Below are 17,316 nucleotides of genomic sequence, written 5' to 3'. Positions count from 1 at the left end.
CAGCTGCCTGTTCGCGTCACTGCACCTGCCTCACCCGCCTAAGAAAAAGGGGAACCGGAGCAGCCCCGCTGTTCCGATTCCCCATTCCTCAATCCCGACTCCCGATTCCCGGCCGTCAGAAAATATCGAAGGCCTTCTCGTCCTGCTGCTCCTGCAGGCCGTAGTCGTAATCCTGCAGGCGATCCAGGTCCTCGTTCTTGACCCATTCGACCGCGCCATTGATGGTGGCCTGGGTCATGCCATCGGGCGGGTCGTTGGCGGCGATCGGCTTGTCCTTGAGCGCCACGCGCATGTAGTCGATCCAGATCGGCAGGGCAGCCTTGCCGCCGTATTCGCGATAGCCCAGCGAGCGGAAGTCGTCGCGGCCCACCCACACGGTGGTGGCGTAGGGGCCGCCGAACCCGGAGAACCAGGCATCGCGGTGGTCGTTGGTGGAACCGGTCTTGCCGCCGACGTCCTCGCGGCCGAGCACCTTGGCCGCGGTGCCGGTACCGCGCTGGACCACGTCGCGCATCATCGACACCAGCTGGTAGGCGGTGCGCTCGTCGATGGCGCGCGGGGCGATCTTGGTTTCGGCAATCGGTGCCGGCGCGGCGCCTGCCGGCGTGGGTGCGGCATCGGCTACCGGTGCAGGCGGTGTTGCCGGTGCCTGCGCGCCGAAGTTGAAACCGTCCACCACCTGGCTGACCGGTGCGACATTGCCGCCCTGCAGTGCGCAGGTGCGGCAGGCCACGGCAGGCACTTCTTTGAAGATGACGTTGCCATCGCGGTCCTTGATCTCGTCCACGATCCAGGTGTCCACGCGTGAGCCGCCGTTGGCGAACACCGCATAGCCGCGTGCCACCGAGAGCGGGGTCAGCGATGCGGTACCCAGCGACATCGACAGGTTGGGCGGCAGCTCTGCTTCCTGGAAACCGAACTGGCTGATGTATTTGCGTGCAAAATCGACGCCGATCGCATCCAGCAGCCGCACCGACACCAGGTTGCGTGACTGCACCAGCGCCTCGCGCAGGCGCATCGGGCCGCGGAATCCGCCGCCATCGTTCTGGGGCGACCAGGTCTTGCCGCGACGGTCGCGGAACACCACCGGCGCATCCAGCACGATCGAGGCCGGGTTGAAGCCCTTTTCGAAGGCCGCTGCATACACGAAGGGCTTGAAACTCGAGCCTGGCTGGCGGCGTGCCTGGGTGGCGCGATTGAACTTGTTGCCGGCAAAGCTGAACCCACCGACCAGTGCGCGCAGTGCGCCGCTGTTGGCGTCCAGCGAGACCAGGGCCGCCTGGCCACGCGGCAGCTGGTCGATGATCCACTCGCCGTCCTTTTCGCCTGCCCGGATGCGGGTCAGGTCGCCGCGCGTCAGCAGTTTGGCGGGCGTCCTGCCGGTCCAGCGGCTGGCCGAGGCAGGCAGGGTGAGCTCGGTCTTGTCGTGCTGCACGACGGTGACGCCGCCATCGGGGTTGCTGCGCGCCACGATCACCGGGCGCAGCCCGCCCTGGGTGAACACCCCGGACAGATGCTTGGCCAGTGCCGGCGCGTCGGCATCTGCGGCGACGTCGACGTGCTGCTCCACGCCATGCCAGCCATGACGATGGTCGTACAGGCGCAGGCCGTCGTTGATCGCGGCGTCCGCGCCCGTCTGCAGCGTGGCGTCGATGGTGGTGGTGACGTGGTAGCCCTTGTTGAGCACATCGCCACCGTACTTGGCGATCATCTCCTGGCGGACCAGTTCGGCCACGTACGGCGCGTAGACCTCGACCGGTGGCTCGTGCGGCTTGGCATGCATCGGCACCGCCTTGGCGGCATCGGCTTCGGCCTGGCTGACGAAACCCAGGTCGGCCATGCGCTGCAGCACGTAGTAGTCGCGCCGTTCGCGGGCGCGTTCCGGGTTGCTGATCGGGTTGCCGCTGGACGGGAACTTGGGAATGCCGGCCAGCGAGGCCATCTCGTCCAGGCTCAGCTCACTCATCTTCTTGCCGAAGTAGTACTCGGCGGCCGCACCCACGCCGTAGGCGCGATTGCCGAAAAAGCTCTTGTTGAGATAGAGCTCGAAGATCTCGTCCTTGCTCAGCTCACTCTCGATCTTGCGTGCCAGCAGGATCTCGGCGAGCTTGCGGGTGTAGCTGTACTCGGAACTGAGGAAGAACTGCCGCGCCACCTGCTGGGTGATGGTCGAGCCGCCCGGCACGCGCTTGGCGTCGGTGGTGGCCAGCAGCCACACCGCACGGCCGATGCCCTTGTAGTCCACGCCCCCGTGCTCGTAGAAGCGCGCGTCTTCGGTCGCCAGGAAGGCCTGCTTCAGCCGCAACGGCACCTCCTTCATCTGGATCGGATAGCGCCGGGTCTCGCCATACACGGCCATCAGGCGGCCGTCGCTGGCATACACGTACATCGGCTCCTGCAGCTCGACCTGCTTGAGCGACTGCACATCGGGCAACTTCGAGGAAATGGCGTAATACAGGCCGCCGGCAGCAATAGCGCCAAGCAGTGCGAGCACGACGAGCGCGGCCAGGATCCAGCCCAGCCAACGGCGAATACGGGGCATGTAAGAGAGATTCCGATTGCAGATTTCTTGGTCACAGAGTATAGATGACGCCGGGTTTGGCTGGGGCCGAACTCTGGGGATCGCAGAAGACAGCAAAGGGGTCACGGTCGCGGGGTCATTGCCTTGCGCGTGAAGGGCTTGTCAACTGTTAAAATTTGATTATTAATACGAGGGCGCAGACATGCGTCCAAGTGCCCGTCGGCAGGGGAGTTACCGTGGGGCTTCTACCCAAGAGTCAGTCGCCACTGATTGGTGTCGATATCAGTTCCACTGCGGTCAAGCTGTTGCAGCTGTCGCGCAGCGGGAATCGTTTCCGCGTGGAGCACTATGCGGTTGAACCGTTGCCGCCCAATGCGGTGGTGGAAAAGAACATCGTCGAAGTGGAGGCGGTCGGCGAAGCCATTCGCCGCGCCATCAACCGTTCCGGCAGCAAGGCCAAGAACGCGGCAGCTGCCGTGGCTGGCTCGGCGGTGATCACCAAGTTGATCCCGATGCCCGCCGATCTGGACGACAGCGACATGGAGGCCCAGGTCGAACTGGAAGCCACCAATTACATTCCGTACCCGATCGAGGAAGTGAATCTCGATTTCGAGGTGCTGGGCCCGATGCCCAACAGCCCGGACATGGTCCAGGTGCTGCTGGCCGCCTCGCGCTCGGAAAACGTGGAACTGCGCCAGTCGGCGCTGGAACTGGGTGGCCTGACCGCCAAGGTGATGGACGTGGAGGCCTTCGCGGTCGAAAACGCGTTCGCCCTGGTCGCCAGCGAACTGCCGGTCGCCGCCGATGCGGTGGTGGCGCTGGTCGACATCGGCGCCACCATGACCACGCTCAGCGTGCTGCGCTCCGGGCGCAGCCTGTACAGCCGCGAACAGGTGTTCGGTGGCAAGCAGCTCACCGACGAAGTGATGCGCCGCTATGGCCTGACCTACGAAGAAGCCGGCCTGGCCAAGCGCCAGGGCGGTTTGCCGGAAAGTTATGAGGTCGAAGTGCTGGAGCCGTTCAAGGAAGCGACGGTGCAGCAGATCAGCCGTTTGCTGCAGTTCTTCTATGCGGGCAGCGAATTCAATCGCGTCGACTGCATCGTGCTGGCCGGCGGGTGCGCCGCGCTGTCACGCCTGCCGGAGATGGTGGAAGAGCAGCTGGGCGTGACCACCGTGGTCGCCAACCCGCTCGCACAGATGACGCTGGGCCCGAAGGTTCAGGCCCATGCGCTGGCGCTGGATGCGCCCGCCTTGATGATCGCCACCGGCCTGGCCCTGAGGAGCTTTGACTGATGGCAAGAATCAATCTATTGCCCTGGCGCGCCGAGCGCCGGAAGGCGCGCGAGCGCGAGTTCTATTCGATGCTGGGCTTCGCCGCATTGGGCGGCGTGCTGTTGTCGGCGTTGATCTGGTTCTACTACGACGCGCAGATCACCGGCCAGACCGAGCGCAATGCGTTCCTGACCACCGAGATCGACAAGGTCAAGGCGCAGAACGAAGAGATCAAGGAACTCGACAAGAAGAAGGACCGCCTGCTTGCGCGCAAGAAGGTGATCGAGGAGCTGCAGGCCAACCGCTCGCAGATGGTGCACCTGTTCGATTCGCTGGTGCGCACCATTCCCGATGGCGTGGCGCTGACCAACATCAAGCAGGACGGCGACATCCTGACGCTGGAAGGCCGCTCGCAATCCAATGCCCGGGTCAGTGCCTACATGCGCAACCTGGAAGGTTCGGGCTGGATGACCAATCCGGACCTGTCGATCATCGAGGCCAAGAGCCAGGACAAGGCCGGGCAGCCTGCCACCTCGTCGATGGACACCAAGACGCTGCCGTACGTGTTCACGCTCAAGGTCAAGCTGGCCAACCCGAACGAAGCTGACAAGAACGGCACGACGCCGGGCGTGGTGGATCCGGCCGCGCCGGGTAGCACTGCACCGGGTGCGGCACCTGCCGGTGCCGCGCCTGCTGCCCCGGCAGCGGCGCCTGCGCCCGCAACGTCGCCGGCCGCGGCGCCTGCACCAACGCAGGCGGCACCGGCGCCCGCCAACCGGCCGCAGGAGGGGGCGGCGTCATGAGTAAGAAATCATTCAAGCTCAGCGATCTGGATTTCAACAACATCGGTGGTTGGCCACAGCAGGCACGTATCGTGTTCTGCGTGGTGGTTGGCCTGTTCATCCTGGTGCTGGCCTGGTTCCTGTTGATCAGCGGCAAGCGCGATGAGCTGGAAGGGCTGGAAGGCACCGAATCCCAGCTGCGCGCCGAGTTCGAGACCCAGCAGGGGCGCGCGGTGAATCTGGAGCCGCTCAAGCAGCAGCTCGCGCAGATGGAACAGGTGCTGCAGCAGATGCTGCGTCAGCTACCCAGCAAGACCGAAATGCCGGATCTGATCATCGATATCTCGCAGACCGCGTTGTCCAGCGGCCTGTCCAACGAGCTGTTCCAGCCGGGACCGGAATCGCCGAAGGAGTTCTACGCCGAGAAGCCGATCGCCCTGCGCATGGTGGGCAGCTACCACCAGTTTGGCGCCTTCGTCAGCGGCGTGGCATCGCTGCCGCGCGTGGTGATCCTGACCATGCACGACATCAACCTCAAGCCCAAGGATGCCAAGGCTGGCATCACACCGCGCGGCGCGCTGGAGCTGTCCGGCACTGTCAAGACCTATCGTTATCTGGACGATGAGGAAATGGCCGAGCAGGAGAAGGCGGCGGCCGACGCGGCGAAGAAGGGCGGCCAATGACCATGAAACTGCTCAAGATCCTGTCCTGCGTGGCGCTAATTGCTGTATTGCCGGCGTGCACGCGCGGTGTGACCAGCACCCCGGGCGATGCGCCGAATCTGGAAGCCTGGGTGGCCGAAGTGCGCGCGCGCCCTGCGCCGCCGCTGGAGCCGTTGCCGGTGATGCAGCAGTTCGAGACGTTCGAATATGCCGCACAGGTGATGCGCGACCCGTTCAGCGATGCCTGGGTCAGTGCGGAAGGCGGCAACGGCACGCGTCCGGATCCGAACCGGCGCAAGGAGCCGTTGGAGGCCTTTCCGCTCGACGCTCTCGACATGGTGGGGACCATTGGGGGCGGCTCGGGTCTGATCGCGCTGGTGATGGCACCGGACAAGGTGACCTACCGCGTGCGGCCGGGTGTGTATCTGGGACAGAGCGATGGCCGGGTGACCGGGGTCTACGAAGACCGCATCGAGCTGATTGAACTTGTGCCGGACGGTGCGGGTGGATGGCTTGAACGGCCGGCCGCGCTCGCATTGGATGATCAATAAAGTGATAGGGGATAGCACGATGACGTTTTCCAATGCCCAGCGGCTGCGTCCGGTTCGACGCCACGCGATGCTCCAGGCCTGCGCGTTGGGATGCGCGCTGGCGCTGGCCGGCGGCAGCGCGTTTGCCGCCGCCGCGCTGACACAGCCCGCGCAGGACCCTGCCAAGACCGCTCCGGCGAGCCTGGCGGTGTCCAAGATCGATTTCAAACGCGGTGACGATGGCGCGGGCCGCCTGATCCTGAAGTTCGACGGGCAGGGCGCCAGCCCCGATCTGCGCACCCAGGGCGACAGCGTGCTGGTGGACATCAGCAACGCCAGGCTGCCGGCCGAGCTGCAGCGCCCGCTCAACGTCACCGACTTCGCCACGCCGGTGCAGCGGGTTGAGGTCAAGCCGTCCGGTTCCGGCTCGCAGCTGGTGCTGTCGACCAAGGGCGCATTCGATTCGCTGGCCTACCAGACCGGCAACGAATACGTGGTGGAAATCACTCCGCGCAAGGGTCAGCCGGCGGTTGGCGGCGTGAGCGCCGCGTCGGTCACCCAGGCCGCCGCGCAGATTGCCGCGCGCGGCTACAGTGGTCGCCCGGTGACGTTCAACTTCCAGGACGTGCCGGTGCGCACCGTGCTGCAGCTGATCGCCGAAGAGTCCAACCTCAACATCGTCGCCTCCGACACCGTGCAGGGCAACGTCACCCTGCGCCTGATGAACGTGCCGTGGGACCAGGCGCTGGACATCGTGCTGCGCGCCAAGGGCCTGGACAAGCGCCGCGATGGCGGCGTGGTCTGGGTCGCCCCGCAGCCGGAGCTGGCCAAGTTCGAGCAGGACAAGGAAGACGCCCGTATCGCGATCGAGAACCGCGAGGATCTGATCACCGATTATGTGCAGATCAATTACCACAATGCGGCAGTGATCTTTAAGGCGCTGACCGAGGCGAAGGGGATTGGCGGTGGCGGTGGTGGTGGGCAAGGCGGGCAAGGTGGTGCCGGTCAGCAAGATAATGGCTTTTTGTCGCCACGAGGACGTTTGGTTGCTGATGAACGCACCAACACCTTGATGATCAGCGATATTCCGAAAAAGGTCGCGCAGATGCGCGAGCTGATCTCGCATATCGATCGCCCGGTGGATCAGGTACTGATTGAAAGCCGCATCGTGATTGCGACCGATACGTTTGCGCGCGATTTGGGGGCACGGTTCGGTGTCTCGGGTGCGACCGGGCGCGGGATACTGAGCGGTTCGCTGGAAAGTAATGTGAATTACCAAAACACGTCGGCACAGCGTGCCAACGAACTAGCGAGTACCGCGACTGCAACCTCGCCCGGAACCAGTAATACCATTCCGCAATTTCTGTTTCCGTCCGGTTTGAATATTGATCTTGGTGCCGGTGGCTTCACAAATAGCGGTGCGGCTGGGCTCGCCTATACCTTGTTAGGCTCCAACTTCAATTTGGATATCGAATTGTCCGCGATGCAGGAAGAAGGTCGCGGTGAGGTTGTTTCCAATCCGCGCATCGTGACGGCCAACCAGCGTGAAGGCGTAATCAAGCAGGGCCGGGAAATCGGCTATGTAACCATCAGCGGTGCCGGTGTCGCCGGCGGCGGCTCACAGGCAAACGTGCAGTTCAAGGAAGTGCTGCTTGAGCTAAAGGTGACGCCGACGATTACCAACGATAACCGCGTCTTCCTCAATATGAACGTCAAGAAGGATGAAGTCGCTCGCTTTATCACCTTGCCGCAGTACGGCACCGTGCCTGAAATCAATCGGCGCGAAGTCAACACAGCAGTGCTGGTAGCGGACGGCGAGACCGTGGTGATCGGTGGTGTCTACGAATTCACCGATCGAGAAAGCGTTTCGAAAGTGCCGTTCCTGGGCGATATTCCGTTCCTGGGCAACTTGTTCAAGAAGCGCGGCCGCAGCAAGGAAAAGGCCGAGCTGCTGGTCTTTGTTACCCCGAAAGTGCTGCGGGTCGCAAGCGCAGCGCGGTAACGGCGCTGGACACCGACAGGAGGGCCGCGCAAGCGGCCTTCTTTTTCACTCCTTGCGCGCAAAGTCCGACGCAAACGCAGAAGCTCGCAATGCATGCCGGATTGATGGGCTATCCGTCATGCGTGATCGAAGACGGCTGCGATATGGTCCCCGCCGATCAAAAGTAGCTTGGCTGGCCCGAGGTGAGCTTGACCCCCGTCACTCCCTGAACCTCTTAAAGCCCTGCGGTGAACCAATCGCGTTCGAATCGGTCACACTGGGCCTATGAACGCACCGCCGCTCCTCCCGCCAGAAGCCGCCGCCGCGCCCGCCGAGGACCGGCTGTATCGTCAATTCACCTCGCTGCGCGAGTCGCTGGCGCAGCGCATCGTTGGCCAGTCCGCGCTTGTGGAACGGCTGTTGATCGCCCTGCTGGCCGATGGCCATCTGCTGGTGGAGGGCGCGCCGGGCCTGGCCAAGACCACCGCGATCCGCGCGCTGGCCTCGCGGCTGGAAGCGGATTTTGCGCGGGTGCAGTTCACCCCGGATCTGTTGCCCGCCGATCTGACCGGTACTGAGATCTGGCGGCCGCAGGACAGCCGGTTCGAGTTCATGCCCGGGCCGATCTTCCATCCCATCCTGCTGGCCGACGAGATCAACCGCGCGCCGGCCAAGGTGCAGTCCGCGTTGCTGGAGGCGATGGGCGAGCGGCAGGTCACGGTCGGCCGGCACACGTATGCGCTGCCGCAGCTGTTTCTGGTGATGGCAACGCAGAATCCGATCGAGCAGGAGGGCACGTTCCCGCTGCCCGAAGCGCAGCTGGACCGCTTCCTGATGCATGTGCGCATTGGCTATCCGCAGGCCGATGCCGAGGCGGAAATCCTGCGTCTGGCGCGCGAGGCGGCCCGCGACACCCTGGAAAAGCACGAGACCGTCCCCGACAGGATTCCGTTGGACGACGTTTTCGCCGCACGCCGCGTGGTGCTGGATGTGCACCTGGCGCCGCAGCTTGAGCGGTACCTGATCGAGATCGTGCTGGCCTCGCGCGATCCGCAGCGCTACGACCCGGCATTGGCGCGGCGCATCGCCTGGGGCGCGAGCCCGCGCGGTTCGATCGCCCTGGAGCGCTGCGCGCGTGCGCGCGCGTGGCTGGCCGGGCGCGACTACGTCACCCCCGACGACATCCGGGCCATTGCGCCGGACGTGTTGCGCCACCGCGTATTGCCCAGCTACGAAGCCACCGCCGAAGGGTGGGATGGCGAGCGCCTGGTCACCGCGTTGCTGGACAAGATTCCGCTGCCCTGATCGGGCAGCGTGCTACCGAGGTATGCCGCCCTCCCGCCCGAGCCCGATGTCTTCGATTCCGTCCTTCCTCCCAGCGAACCCACCGGCATCCGTGGCCGGTGACGGCCTGCGGCCCAGTCTTGCCGAGTTGATCGCGTTGCGCGGCACCGCGCAGCATCGCGGACAACCGGGGCGTGGCCGGCATGGGCTGGTGGGGCCGGTGCCGGCCGCCACGCGCGGGCGTGGGATGGAATATGCCGAGTCGCGCGAGTACGTGGCCGGTGACGATGCGCGGCATATCGATTGGCGCGTCACCGCACGCACCGGGCGGGCGCATACCAAGCTGTTTCAGGCCGAGCGCGAGCGCTTGAGCCTGATCGTGGCCGATACCGCGCCTGCGCTCTTCTTCGGTACCCGCGTGCGTTACAAGTCGGTGCAGGCCGCCCGTGCCGGCGCCGTGGCGGCATGGCTGGCGCAGCGCCAGGGCGACCGTGTCGCGGCCTTGCGCGGCACCGCCAGCGAGGCGCCGATCGCGCCGCGGTCGGGGCAGCGCGGTGTGCTGCCGGTGCTCGATGCCCTGGCGCGCTGGTATGCGCAGCCGCCTGCTGGCGACGCCGGGTTGGAGGTCGCCCTGGATCATGCGGCGCGGCTCCTGCGGCCAGGCGCGCGCCTGACCGTGCTGGCCGATGCGCGCAGTGCAAGCCGGATTTCCGCAACGCGCTGGTCCGGCCTGGCGTTGCATCACGAGGTGGTGGTGATCGTGCTGGTCGACCCGCTGGAGCTGTCGCCGCCAGCCCGCGCCCTGAGTTTCGATGTGCGCGGTGAGCGCATCGCGGTGGATCTTGCCAGCCAGGCTGCGCGCGCGCGCTGGCAGGCCGAGTTCGTCGCGCCGCTGGAGCAGCTGGCCACACTGCTGCAATCGCGTGGCGTACGCGTGCATCGCCTGTCCACCGACGATGCCAGCGACGCGTGGCTGGGCGGCAGCACCCTCGTGCGGGGCGCATGACGATGAGCCCGCAGGCACTGCCGCTGCGCGATGTTCATCTGCCGCCGTCGCCGCCGTGGTGGCCGCTGGCGCCGGGCTGGTGGCTGCTGATCGCGGCATTCGTGCTGGTGCTGGCCGGTGTGTGGTTCTGGTGGTGGCGTCGCCGCCAACGGCAACGTCGCTGGCTGGCGGCCTTCGATGCAGAGCTGCAGCGTGCCGCAACGCCTGCGCAGCGTCTGGCAGCACTGTCCGCGCTGCTGCGCCGCGCTGCGCGGAGCGTCGATGCGCGGGCCGATCGGTTGCAGGGCGATGCCTGGCTGCAGTTTCTGGATGGCCGCAACAGCAAGACGCGCGCATTTTCGCAAGGGCCGGGTCGCGCGCTGCTCGACGGCGGCTTTCAGCGCGCCCCGGCGGTGGCCGACCTGGACGTGGTGCAGGCACTGGCGCGTGCCCGGTTTCTGGGTCTGATGCGGGGCCAGCGATGAACTGGCTGCAGTGGTCGCAGTGGCAGGACGCGCTGGCGCATTGCGCCTGGCCCTGGGCGTGGTGGTTGATGCCGCTGCCGCTGCTGATGTGGTTCTGGCCGCAGCGCGGCCAGGAGTCTGCGGCACTGCGCGTGCCGTATGCCGATCAGCTGCATGCGGTGGCCCAGGCGCAACGCGCGCCGTCGTTGCGCATGCCGCGCTGGCTGGCGTGGCTGGGCTGGTTCTTGTTGTGCGCCGCGCTGGCGCGTCCGCAGCAGCTGGGCGAGGTGATCCAGCCGCCGCGCGAAGCACGGCAGATGATGCTGGCGGTGGATCTGTCCGGCAGCATGAGCGAGCCGGACATGGTGCTCGGTGGCAACGTGGTCGATCGCCTCACCGCCGCCAAGGCGGTGCTGTCGGACTTTCTGGATCGGCGCGACGGCGATCGCGTCGGCTTGCTGGTGTTCGGCCAGCGCGCGTATGCACTGACGCCGCTGACCGCGGATCTGACCTCCGTACGCGACCAGTTGGCCGACAGCGTGGTGGGGCTGGCCGGGCGCGAGACTGCGATCGGCGATGCGATCGCGTTGTCGGTGAAGCGGCTGCGCGAGCAGAAGCAGGGCCAGCGGGTGGTGGTCCTGCTCACCGATGGCGTCAACACCGCCGGGGTGCTCAACCCGTTGAAGGCGGCCGAACTGGCCAAGGCCGAGGGCGTGCGTGTGCACACCATCGCTTTCGGTGGCAGCGGCGGGTACTCGCTGTTCGGCGTGCCGATTCCGGCTGGCCGCAACGACGACATCGACGAGGATGGGCTGCGCAAGATCGCCGAGCAAACTGGCGGACGTTTTTTCCGTGCCCGCGATACGGAAGAGCTCGCGGGCATCTACGCCGAACTCGATCGCCTGGAGCCGGTGAAGGCCCTGGGTCCTTCGGTGCAGCCGCGGGTCGAACGCTACTACTGGCCGCTGGGCGCAGCCATGGTGATCGCGTTGCTGGCGTACGTGTTGCCGCGGAGATGGCGATGAGCGCGCCCACCGAACTGTTGGCAGCGTTGCATCTGTTGCGCCCCGACTGGCTGTGGGCGTTGCTGGCGATCGTGCCGGCGGCGCTGCTGTGGCACGTACGCCGGCGCAGTGCCGATGTGTGGCGTCACAGCGTGGACGCGCACCTGTTGCCGGCCTTGCTGGTGGCCGGCGGGCGGCGCGGATGGCTGGGTTTCGTGCTGGCCGCGCTGACCTATGCGCTGGCGGTGGTGGCGATGAGCGGACCGAGCTGGCGGCAGACCGAGCGCCCGGTGTTTCAATCCAGCATGCCGTTGGTGGTGGTGCTGGATCTGTCCTCCAGCAGCCTCGCCACCGACCTGCCGCCCTCGCGCCTGCTCCAGGCGCGCGCGAAACTGGCCACGTTGCTGCGCAAGCGTGCCGGTGGCGATGTGGCGTTGCTTGTCTATGCCGGCGAAAGTTTCACCGTCGCGCCCCTGACGCAGGACGCCGCCAACGTGGCCGTGTTTCTGGATGCGCTGTCGCCGTCGGTGATGCCGGTCGATGGCAAACGCGCCGATCGGGCGATCACGGCGGCAAGCCAGTTGCTGCAGCAGGCCGGCTTCAAACAGGGCGACATCCTGGTGGTCAGCGACAGTGCCGATGGGTCGGCAGAAAGCGCTGCCCGCACCGCACGCGCACGCGGGTTCCATGTCTCCGCCCTGGGCGTCGGCAGTGTGCGTGGTGCCGCTTACCGTACCGGTAGCGGCGAGATCGCCCAGGCGAAACTCGACGAGGGAAGCCTGCGCGATCTCGCCGGTCAGGGGGGTGGGCGTTATGCGCGCATTGCCCCGGACGACTCGGATCTGCAGGCGCTGGGCGTGCTCGATCCCGCCCAGCAGCCGCTTGCCGATGAGGCGGCCGAAGCCGGCGGCGGCAAGACCTGGCTCGATGAGGGTTACTGGCTGGTGATGCCGGTGATGCTGTTGGCGCTGCTGGCGTTTCGTCGACGCGCGGTTGTGGCGGTGCTGGCGCTGGTGTGCATGTTGCCGCTGGCGCAACCTGCACGGGCGGCGGACGGCACCTTGTGGCAGCGTGCCGATCAGGTGCAGCAACAGCGTCTGGATGCTGGGGTGCAGGCGTATCGCAAAGGGGACTTTGCCGCTGCGCAGAAGGCGTTCGAAGCGGTGCCGACCGACGAGGGCTTGTACAACCTGGGCAATGCGCTGGCGCGCCAGGGCCGCTACGACGAGGCAATTGCAGCCTACGATCGCGCGCTCAAGCAACATCCCAACCAGCAGGATGCGATCGCCAATCGCGCGGCAGTCGACGCGGCGCGCAAGCGGCAGCAGCAGGACAACAAGGACGGCAGAGGTCCGGACGGCAAGAGCCAGTCCAAGGATCAGAAACAATCCGGCCAGGATGGAAACGGGCAACAGCAGACGGGCCAGAATCAGCAGGACGCGCAGTCCGGCCAGGATGGGCAGAAGCCGCGGGACGGCAAGCAGCAGCCCTCCGACGCGCAGACCCCGCAGGACGGCAAGTCGCAGGATGCGCAGTCCAAAAACGGGCAAGGCGAGCAGAGCAGTCAGGACACGCCACCGCAGTCTGCCGATGCCAAGGCGCAGCAGCAGGCCGATGAGGCGCAGCGTCGCAAGATGCAACAAGCCATGGCGCAGGCGGGCGACAAACAGGCGGACGCAGGCGGCAAGCAGGCCGCCGCCGCCGCAAGCGAGACGCCGCGGCAACGCGAGCAACGCCAGGCGGTGGATGCGTGGTTGCGGCGGGTACCGGACGATCCGGGCAGCTTGCTGCGGACCAAATTCAGGCTGGAATACGAACGCAGGCAACGGGACGGACGATGATCGGCAGACACCACTTGCGCCGCGCGGCGATCGGCATGCTGGCCTGCATGATGCTGCTGGTTGGCGCACCAGCGGGTGCGGTCACGCGCGCGTGGCTTGATCGCGACAGCGCCAATGCTGGCGACGTGGTGATGTTGAACATCGAAACCGACCAACGCGGCGTCGATCCGGATTACACGCCGCTGCGCACCGATTTTTCGCTGGGCGCCAAGAGCGCCAATCAGCAGATGCAGGTGACCAACGGTTCGGTGACGGTGCGTGCCTTGTTCGGTGTGGTGCTGACGCCGCGCAAGAGTGGTGAACTGATCGTGCCGGCGATACGGGTGGGCAATGAGCGCACCGAACCGCTGCGCCTGCAGGTGGTTGGAGCGGCGAACGATGCCGCCAGTAGTTCCAGCGGCGCTGCCGGTGGGCCCAGTGCGGCGCAGGGCAATGAAGAAGCTTTTGTCGAGACCCGGGTGGACGACCCGCAGCCCTATGTGCATCAGAGCGTGGGGGTGGTGGTGCGCTTGTACTTTGCCAATCAATTGGCATCGGGCGAGCTGGATCTGGAAGCGCCCGATGGCGCGTCGCTGCAACGCATCGGCGATGACGTCAGTTCGGTCAAGCTGGTCAACGGCCGCCAGTACAACGTGGTGGAGCGGCGCTATCTGCTGGTGCCCGAGCGCAGCGGCCGGCTAGTGCTGCCCCCGGCGCGATTCAACGGGCGATCGGTGGGCGGATTCTTCGACGATTATTTCGGTCGCGGCAACGGTGAGCTGAGCGCGCGCAGCGCCAGCATTCCCCTGCAGGTGCGTGCCCAGCCGGCCAACGCGCCGCAGCCCTGGCTGCCGCTGCGCAGCCTGCAATTGCGCTACACGGCCACGCCGCAACGCGCCACTGCCGGGGAGGCGACGCAGTTCGTGGTGGAAGCCAGCGCGCGCGGCGCCACCCAGGCGCAGTTCCCCGAGCTGCCCACGCCAAGCGTGCCCGATGCGCAGGTGTTCGCCGAGCCGCCGCAATACGAAGAACGCTTTGTGGACGGCTCGCCGCAGCTGCGCCTGACGCGCCGCTATTCGATCGTGCCCAACCGCGCCGGCCCGCTGGTCGTGCCGGGGCTGCAGGTGGCCTGGTGGGATGTCGGCGCAGGCGCGGCCAAGACTGCAGCGGTGCCGGATCTGACATTGGATGTTGCAGCGGGTAGCGGGGCCTTTGCGGCCCCGGCGCCGGCACCTGCGCCCACAGGCAGCCCGGCAAGCAACGACGCGGCGCCTGCGCCAGCAGCCAGTGCGCTGACGTTGCAGCAGCAGCCGTCGCCAGCTACGCAACGGCCGTGGGGATGGATGGCCGCCGCCGCAGGCTTTGCGGTGTTGTGGGTGGTGACGTTGGTATGGGCGTTGCGGCGCCGGCGCGGCACGGCACGCAGTGCTACCGAGGCCGCCGTCGGCGACGCGCCCATGCCCGGCAAGCGTGCAACCCATGGCGTGGCCGAGCTGCGCCGCGCGCTGGACAGCGGGGGCATGGACGATGTGGCAAACGTGCTCTGTGGCATGGCCGGTGTGGCCGATATCGACAGCGTATTGGCCGCCTTGGCCGATCCCGCCCAGCGCGACGCCGTGGCGCGAATGCAACGTGCGCGCTGGGGTGGCGACGGGGATGTGGCAGGGGCACGCGCCGCGCTGCGCTACGCATTTGCCAAGGGTCCCCGCTGGCGGCATGCGAGCGCGGCAGAGCCCGAGGTGCTGGCGCCGTTGTATCCGCCGGTGTCTTGATCGGCTGCGATGAATCGGTGGCGGTTGATGGCGACGATGGTTATCACTTTTACGTCGCCGTAGTTCTCTGAGCTCCATGCGGCTGGTTTGAAAACCGTGTCGCCGAGAAAAACGTTACTGCTGCGAGTCTGCTGCAGGGCCCTTGCCCGCCCACCATCGCAGGACACGCCGTGAATCCGTCCCTCGAGGCTCTGGCGCGGCATCCATGCCGCTCAAGGTCCCGCGACGGTGGGCGGGCAAGGACCAGTGAAGTTGGTCGGTGCGCATGGCTTTCGATCAAACAGCCAGCAAAATTTCTGGTGCGGTGAGTTCTTTTTCAATAAAGCCGCCAGCCAACTATCTGGTGCGGTGAGGGCACCGCGCCCTCGACGCTGCGAGTTTGCTGCAGGGCCCTTGCCCGCCCACCATCGCAGGACACGCTGCAAGTACGTCCTTGTAGCTCTGGGGCGGCATCCATGCCGCTCAAGGTCCCGCGACGGTGAGCGGGCAGGACCAGTGGAGATGGTCGGCGTGCAAAGTTTTCAACACGCAGCGAGTAGTGGTCTGGCGCGGCGCCTCTGTTCTTCAATAAACCACCAGCCAACTGTCTGGTGCGGTGTCCTCGCCGATTGCGGGACCGTTGGCGGCATGGATGCCGCCACCGAGCCCCCATGGACGGGTTAACGGCGTGTCCCGCGAGCGGTGAGGGCACCGCGCACTCGATACACCAGGCTTTCGACCTGAGGCATCTGACGACATAGGAGGCGCCGCCACGACTTGAGATGTCCGTTGTCGAGGAGGTGGCGAACAGTCAGGTGCATCGCTAGTTCCAATGTTTGCATCCTCCAAGATTGAGAGGCGCACCTACCCGCAGCAGGCGCGCAGGAGCACCCGGGTAGGTGGCCGCATCCTTGGCGTTTGTTAAGCTCCGGCCTTTGTGTCCAGAACAAGGCCGACCAGATGACTGCATCCCCAGCCGCGCGCCGCCCGGGCCTGCCCCTGCATTGGAAGATGGGGATCGGCTTCGCCGTCGGCCTGTTGTTGGGTCTTGCGGTCTATTACCTGGCCGGCAGCGACGCCGAGTGGGTGCGTTTGGTGACCAAGTACGTCACCACGCCGTTCTCGCAGGTGTTCCTCAATCTGATCTTCATGCTGATCGTGCCGCTGCTGTTTTCGGCGCTGGTCATGGGCATTTCCGAGATGGGCGACATCCGTGCTCTTGGAAGGGTGGGCTGGCGCACCCTGGGCTATACCGTGGTGTTGTCCGGCGTGGCGGTGTTGCTGGGCCTGGTGCTGGTCAACGTGCTCAAGCCCGGCGCCGGCGTGGACCCGCAGCTGGCCAACCAGCTGATCCAGGAAAACGCCGACCGCACCCGCGAAATCATCTCCAGCTCCGGCACCCAGCCGCAGGGCATGGACATGCTGCTGTCGATCGTGCCCAACAACGTGATTGCCGCCGCGTCGAGCAATGGCGCGATCCTGTCGCTGATGTTCTTCGCGGTGATGTTCGGCGTGGGCATGGTGCTGACCGCCGATGAAAAGGTCGCCACGCTCAAGCGCGGCATCGAGGGCATCTTCGAAATTTCCATGACCTTGATCGGGCTGGTGATCCGCCTGGCGCCGTATGCGGTGGCCTGCTTCATGTTCAACCTGGCGGCGTTGTTCGGCTTCGATCTGTTGATCCGCCTGGGCGCCTATGTGGGCGTGGTGGTGCTGGCGCTGGGCCTGCACATGGTGGTGAGCTACGGGCTGGCGGTGAAGTTTGCCGGGCGCTCGCCGCTGGGCTTCTTCAAGCAGACCCAGGCGGCCACGATGATGGCGTTCTCCACCGCGTCGAGTAACGCCACCCTGCCGACTGCGCTGCGCGTGGCCGACGAGATGGGCCTGCCGCCGCGCGTATCGCGCTTCGTGTTGACCGTGGGTGCCACCGCCAACCAGAACGGCACCGCGCTGTTCGAAGGCGTGACGGTGATCTTCCTGGCGCAGTTCTTCAACGTGGACCTGAGCCTGGGCCAGCAGTTCATGGTGATGCTGGTCTGCATCCTGGGCGGCATCGGCACTGCAGGCGTGCCGTCGGGCTCGCTGCCGGTGGTGGCGCTGATCTGCGCCATGGTCGGGGTCAACCCGGTCGGCATCGGCATGATCCTGGGCGTCAATCACTTCCTGGACATGTGCCGCACGGCATTGAACGTGACCGGGGATCTGGCGCTGACGACGTTGGTGGCCAAGGGCGAGGAATAGGGAATCGGGAATCGGGA

Annotated in this window: 13 protein-coding genes; 12 read left to right on the top strand and 1 reads right to left on the bottom strand. The window is 66.1% G+C overall.

Going from position 1 to position 17,316, the window contains the following annotated elements; genetic code table 11:
- Positions 1-115 precede the first annotated feature (115 nt).
- The gene (locus tag RZV17_RS15870; RefSeq protein WP_184368200.1) at positions 116-2,638 is read right to left on the bottom strand and encodes a penicillin-binding protein 1A; all 2,523 of its coding nucleotides are present in this window, start codon (positions 2,636-2,638) and stop codon (positions 116-118) included.
- 119 nt (positions 2,639-2,757) lie between these two features.
- Between RZV17_RS15870 and RZV17_RS15865 the strand changes: the two genes are divergently transcribed.
- The 12 genes from RZV17_RS15865 (at position 2,758) to RZV17_RS15810 (ending at position 17,299) form a co-directional block, all read left to right on the top strand.
- Entirely contained in the window at positions 2,758-3,816 is a 1,059-nt protein-coding gene (locus tag RZV17_RS15865; protein ID WP_039409920.1) for a pilus assembly protein PilM, read from the top strand.
- The gene (locus RZV17_RS15860; RefSeq protein ID WP_355604863.1) at positions 3,816-4,598 is read left to right on the top strand and encodes a PilN domain-containing protein; all 783 of its coding nucleotides are present in this window, start codon (positions 3,816-3,818) and stop codon (positions 4,596-4,598) included. Before RZV17_RS15865 ends, RZV17_RS15860 begins: the two co-directional genes overlap by 1 nt.
- Positions 4,595-5,260, top strand: a complete 666-nt coding sequence (locus tag RZV17_RS15855) for a type 4a pilus biogenesis protein PilO (protein ID WP_047695637.1) — start codon at positions 4,595-4,597, stop codon at positions 5,258-5,260. The genes RZV17_RS15860 and RZV17_RS15855 overlap by 4 nt, the downstream gene beginning before the upstream one ends.
- Entirely contained in the window at positions 5,257-5,790 is a 534-nt protein-coding gene (locus tag RZV17_RS15850; protein ID WP_011038332.1) for a pilus assembly protein PilP, read from the top strand. The genes RZV17_RS15855 and RZV17_RS15850 overlap by 4 nt, the downstream gene beginning before the upstream one ends.
- 19 nt (positions 5,791-5,809) lie before the next feature.
- On the top strand, positions 5,810-7,771 hold the full coding sequence (locus RZV17_RS15845; protein WP_355604860.1) for a type IV pilus secretin PilQ family protein: 1,962 nt from the start codon (positions 5,810-5,812) through the stop codon (positions 7,769-7,771).
- A gap of 264 nt (positions 7,772-8,035) precedes the next feature.
- A complete protein-coding gene (locus RZV17_RS15840; RefSeq protein ID WP_166749207.1) occupies positions 8,036-9,055 on the top strand; it encodes a MoxR family ATPase in 1,020 nt (339 codons plus the stop codon).
- 22 nt (positions 9,056-9,077) lie between these two features.
- Positions 9,078-10,040 (top strand): DUF58 domain-containing protein, encoded by a 963-nt coding sequence (locus RZV17_RS15835; RefSeq protein ID WP_166752122.1) that lies wholly within the window; start codon positions 9,078-9,080, stop codon positions 10,038-10,040.
- 2 nt (positions 10,041-10,042) lie between these two features.
- Positions 10,043-10,504 carry a DUF4381 domain-containing protein gene (locus RZV17_RS15830; RefSeq protein ID WP_355609434.1) on the top strand — a complete coding sequence of 154 codons (462 nt, stop codon included), beginning with the start codon at positions 10,043-10,045 and terminating at the stop codon, positions 10,502-10,504.
- Complete coding sequence (locus RZV17_RS15825; protein ID WP_355604856.1) at positions 10,501-11,508, top strand: VWA domain-containing protein; 1,008 nt, start codon at positions 10,501-10,503, stop codon at positions 11,506-11,508. The genes RZV17_RS15830 and RZV17_RS15825 overlap by 4 nt, the downstream gene beginning before the upstream one ends.
- Positions 11,505-13,328: a tetratricopeptide repeat protein gene (locus RZV17_RS15820; protein ID WP_355604853.1), complete on the top strand. Its 1,824-nt coding sequence runs from the start codon at positions 11,505-11,507 to the stop codon at positions 13,326-13,328. The genes RZV17_RS15825 and RZV17_RS15820 overlap by 4 nt, the downstream gene beginning before the upstream one ends.
- Complete coding sequence (locus RZV17_RS15815) at positions 13,325-15,079, top strand: BatD family protein (RefSeq protein WP_355604850.1); 1,755 nt, start codon at positions 13,325-13,327, stop codon at positions 15,077-15,079. The genes RZV17_RS15820 and RZV17_RS15815 overlap by 4 nt, the downstream gene beginning before the upstream one ends.
- A gap of 939 nt (positions 15,080-16,018) precedes the next feature.
- Positions 16,019-17,299 carry a dicarboxylate/amino acid:cation symporter gene (locus RZV17_RS15810; RefSeq protein WP_081419363.1) on the top strand — a complete coding sequence of 427 codons (1,281 nt, stop codon included), beginning with the start codon at positions 16,019-16,021 and terminating at the stop codon, positions 17,297-17,299.
- The last annotated feature ends 17 nt before the right edge of the window (positions 17,300-17,316 follow it).

Source organism: Xanthomonas cannabis (genome assembly GCF_040616535.1).
GTDB lineage: Bacteria > Pseudomonadota > Gammaproteobacteria > Xanthomonadales > Xanthomonadaceae > Xanthomonas > Xanthomonas cannabis.
Note: the sequence above shows the minus strand (reverse complement) of the source record. Positions and strands in the feature narration are given on the sequence as shown.